Source organism: Bradyrhizobium sp. P2_E8 (assembly GCF_056403875.1).
Genome location: NZ_JBFUES010000656.1, coordinates 1 through 4407, shown reverse-complemented (window position 1 = coordinate 4407; position 4407 = coordinate 1). Strand labels below are relative to the sequence as shown.

Sequence of the window (4407 nt, the reverse complement as noted above, 5' to 3'; positions counted from 1 at the left end):
GAACCAGGATGCGCGTGCCGGCGACGGGCGCGAAGGCGATCTCGATGTTGCGCTGGGCGGCGAGATATTTAATCACGGGACGGTCAGGGATGTAGCCCGCCACGGGCACGAAATAGAGCGCGCAAACGACGACCGGGCCGTGATAGCCCTTCTCCGCCTTCACATTCTCCATGCGCTTGAAATCGAGCTTGAGGTCGTAGCGCATGCGGCCGTCGAACACCGGCGCGCCGTTGTGGCAGGCGTCCGGCGAGACTGGGTCGCCGGTGCCCGGCACGCGCAACAGCGAAGCCGTCATCGGGTCCCAGACGCCGCGGCGATGCGCGTCGGTGACGAGGATGCGATCAGGATCGACCGGCGGCTCCGGCACGATGCCGAACTCCTTCACATTGCCCTTGTCGAGCGTGATGTGGATCTCTTCGGTCTTCTTCGAGGTGGTGGTGGAGGCCTGGTAGCCGGTCGCAACCAGCGCGCCGTTGACCACCCGCCCCTGCGAGGCGCCGGTGCCGGACCCGCCCGCGAACGACTTCAGCAGCCCCGTGGTGCCGCCGGAGGCGGCCGCTGCGAACACGTCGTCCTGGATGTCGATGTTCCAGGCGCCCCTGCCGACCGGAATGCCTGAGAGCGTCGCCTCGTACTGCGCCTCGAGCTTGCCTTGCGCCGCGGCTGGCTTCGCCTCCCATGCGAAGGCCAGCCCGCACAGGGCCGCCATGGCCAGCCGGGCGGCAAACCGCGGACTGGCGATGCGCGGCCTGGGCGCAAGTCGGGGGAAAATGAGCACGAAACAATCCAATCGGGGCGCGACGGTTGTTATTTAAGCCAAAAACCGCGGCAAACAATGTGTCCGGGCGTAACAGGCGCGGAACTCCACCGGAGTCTTCGGGGGCGAATACGCCCTTTATGTGATGGTAAGGCACTTCAAACATTGCCGTTTTGGTGATCGGGGGCGGTAATCCTGTGCCAGCACTCCGCCGTCATGCCCCGGCTTGACCGGGGTACGCCGCAGCCCCTCGACTCCGGCCGCACCGCCTCGGAGTACTGGATCGCCCGGCCAAGCCGGGCGATGACACCTATCGTGGGTCATGGCGCGGGGCCCAAAACTCCGCCCCAAAAACTTGACGTCCCGCCGCTTCCCCCCTATACGTCCGCCGCTCCCTGCAAGGACAGAGAATTTGCCCCCGTGGCGCCCCGAATGGCGGCCGCAACTCGTTGGGGGTCAGAATAAGGATTTGTGACATGTCTCGCCGCTGCGAACTGACGGCCAAGGGCCCCCTCGTCGGCCACAAGGTCAGCCACTCCAACATCAAGACCAAGCGCCGCTTCCTGCCGAACCTCGTCAACGTGACGTTCATCAGCGAAGCCCTGGAGCGCAACGTGCGCCTTCGCGTCTCGACCAACGCGGTCAAGAGCGTCGACCACAATGGCGGCCTCGACGCCTTCCTGCTCAAGGCCAGCGCCGACGTCCTGTCGCCGCGCGCCCTCGAGCTGAAGCGCGCCATCCAGAAAAAGGTCGGCCCGACGGCCGCGCCGGTCAAGAAGGCCAGCTAAGCGAATTTATTGAATTGGGCGGGGGCTAGGTTGCGTCGCGTGGCGTAGGCTTAGCCGAGTAGAGTTTTGCATGACGGCCGGATCGGAAGATCCGGCCGTTTTTGTTTTTGGGGATGCGCTCGAAGAATGCGCAAGAAATGCGTTTCCCAAAGAAACAAGCTCTAGTTGTTGCGTGAACCTCTCGCTAAGCTTCGGCATTCAAACAAATGAGTTTGCTTGCATGCGAATTACCTCTTTCGAACTAGTCGATGTAGGTCCGCTGAAGAGAATCTCCGCCCGCGATATGGCCGATATCGTAGTGTTCGCCGGTCCAAATGGAGTCGGGAAGACGCACATTAGCTCCGCATTGATTGGGTTCGCTCAAAGTCCAGGGGCGTCTCCAAATGTGCACATGACAGTAGAGGCAACTTGTGATGACGAGCGTACTCGATGGGGAAAGACAACACTAGACCCTCGAATTGGCAATGACGCAGGTCTCCTACGTACCACCCTGCAGAGGAATCAAAGACGCAATCAGTACAAGAGCTCATTTCTAAATTTTGATAGCGATCGAGCGATCCGGAACGTAGCGCAGTATGTGTTCGGCTGGGATATCGGAGATCCTCTATCAGAAGAACTGAGCTGGGATATGTCGTTCGTCCCAATGTCGAGCCGCTACAACGACGTTCGCCACTCCTTGTTCAGGATGGTGGAAGGCCAAAAGAGACAAATTGCGGAGGATGCACTCGCCCGTCAACGCGCGGGCGAGGCCTCCATGCCGCTAGACATCCCAGACATACTTCAGCCATTCAAGGACGCCTTTTGGCACCTGTTGGCACCGAAGAAACTCATCGAGGTAAATACACGCGACCAACAGATCTATTTCGAAACGGAAGGCGTGAAGCTGCCTATAGAGCACCTCAGTTCGGGCGAACGCGAAGTAATCAACATTGTCTTTGATTTCATTCTGCGAGGCCCCGAAGATTGCATAATCGTCTTCGATGAGCCTGAGCTACATCTGCATCCGGAGCTCAGTTATAAACTCCTGCAAACGCTAGCTTCCGCAGGCAAGCGCAATCAATTTTTGTTCTCTACTCACTCACCGGAAATAATATCTGCGTCGCTTGAAAATACTGTCGTGTTCGTTAGACAGCCTCAAGCGGACCTCGACAATCAAGCTCTGATTGTTAATCGGGACGATCAAACCCACCACGCGCTCCAAGCTTTAGGTCAATCGATCGGCGTCATATCTCTGGGGAAGAAGCTGGTTTTAATCGAAGGCGAAGAAGCCAGCCTCGATAAGTTGACGTACAGCGCGGTCCTCAGGAACCGTTTCCCAGAATTTGTTCTAGTACCTGCTGGTGGCAAAGATTCAATCCGATCGTTTGCAGACGCATACTCGAACATAGTGAGCAAGACGATCTGGGGCGTACGCTTCTATCTTTTATGCGATCGCGACGCGGCGAATATTATCGGGTCGAATGCCATCACGAAGAGTGAAACGAACCGAATAACCGTTTTACCTAGGTATCACTTAGAGAACTACTTCTTGGATGAACAGACCTTTGCTGCGTGCTTCGAACAGATCGAACCCGCAGATTCATGGCTTCGAAACGTCGCCGAGATCAAGAAACGCATACTAAAGATCGCCGCAGAAGCTGTCCCTTATGCAGTTGCATTGAACGTTACAGCAGCGATACGCGCGAAAGTTGGCAACGTAAGCGTGATGCCGAGAGGAGCCGTAGACGCAAAATCGCCGGCAGCCCTGTGTCAATTAATGGAAGCAAAGCTAGACAACGAGTTGAGCCGCGTTCAGGTGGGGCTGGATAGGAAGTTAATAAGCAGCCTTGTAACCTCAGAGTTCGAACGGCTCGCAAAGGCGATCGAAAATGACGATCCGATATGGAGGGTCGACCTTCCAGGTAGATTCATCCTCAACAAATTCGCTTCAGAAGCGGACATATCAGTCGGCCGCCTCAAACAGCTATATCTGAACAACGCCGAACCGGAGAAGGCATTTCAAGATATCATCGCTGTCTTCGAACGCTTTAGAAGCGCCGTCTAGTCACCTAGCAGGACTCAGTGCGACTCAAAATATCGAGACAAGCCTGACATGAAGAACTTGGTCATTTGCTGCGACTGGATAAACAGCGAACGCGGCGATAGCATCTCCAATGTGTTGAAGTTCTATCATTGTCTTCGCAAGAAGGATAGCGAGACGGTGCAGCAGCTCGTCTACTACGATCCTGGTGTAGGAACACCGGGTCCAGCGGAGACCTCCTGGGTTAGATTACGAGAAAACGCTCGTACGATTATCGGAATCACTACAGGCTACGGATTCGACGAGAACGTACTGTCAGCCTATGATTTCCTGATACGCAACTATCAAGAGGGAGACCATATCTACCTTTTTGGATTTTCCTGCGGAGCGTATTCGGTGCGCGCGCTTGCAGGTTTAATCCATGCGGTAGGGATACTTTATCCAGAACAGGCCAATTTTAAGTCAAGCAGGTTGACTGCCTACAAGCGATCCTCGGATTTCGCGCACCGTGGTTCGCACCATGCGAACCTGAAAAACAAAACGGCAGCCGAAACTGTCGGCTATGACAACTTAGCTTATTTGACAACTTTCTGGCCAACTCGCTGGCCGACGATCCACTTCATTGGCGTCTGGGACACGGTGGCAAGCGCGATCGTGCCTAGACGCGACAATTTCTTCTTCGTGTTCAGCCTGGAGGAACTCGCCTTCACGCTGCGCAACCCAAGCGTTAAGGTTTTCCGGCAGGCGATCGCGATCGACGAACGGCGCTGCATGTTCCGCCTAAAGGAATGGGATGATTCCCAAGAGTTTGTTCGTGATCGCTTTGCTCAAGTCGTCAAGAC

Annotated in this window: 4 protein-coding genes; 3 read left to right on the top strand and 1 reads right to left on the bottom strand. The window is 56.1% G+C overall.

Features of this window, described 5'->3' with window-relative positions:
- A partial coding sequence (locus tag AC1D00_RS28890; protein ID WP_477013008.1) for a DUF3108 domain-containing protein occupies window positions 1-709 on the bottom strand: 709 nt, incomplete at its 3' end.
- A 524-nt stretch (window positions 710-1233) separates the two neighbouring features.
- On the opposite strand from AC1D00_RS28890, the gene rpmB reads away from it, so the two are divergent.
- From rpmB to AC1D00_RS28875, 3 genes are all read left to right on the top strand, one after another.
- Window positions 1234-1545 (top strand): 50S ribosomal protein L28, encoded by a 312-nt coding sequence (gene rpmB / locus AC1D00_RS28885; RefSeq protein ID WP_477013007.1) that lies wholly within the window; start codon window positions 1234-1236, stop codon window positions 1543-1545.
- A gap of 70 nt (window positions 1546-1615) precedes the next feature.
- Window positions 1616-3589: an AAA family ATPase gene (locus AC1D00_RS28880; RefSeq protein ID WP_477013006.1), complete on the top strand. Its 1974-nt coding sequence runs from the start codon at window positions 1616-1618 to the stop codon at window positions 3587-3589.
- A 48-nt stretch (window positions 3590-3637) separates the two neighbouring features.
- A partial coding sequence (locus tag AC1D00_RS28875) for a phospholipase effector Tle1 domain-containing protein (RefSeq protein ID WP_477013005.1) occupies window positions 3638-4407 on the top strand: 770 nt, incomplete at its 3' end.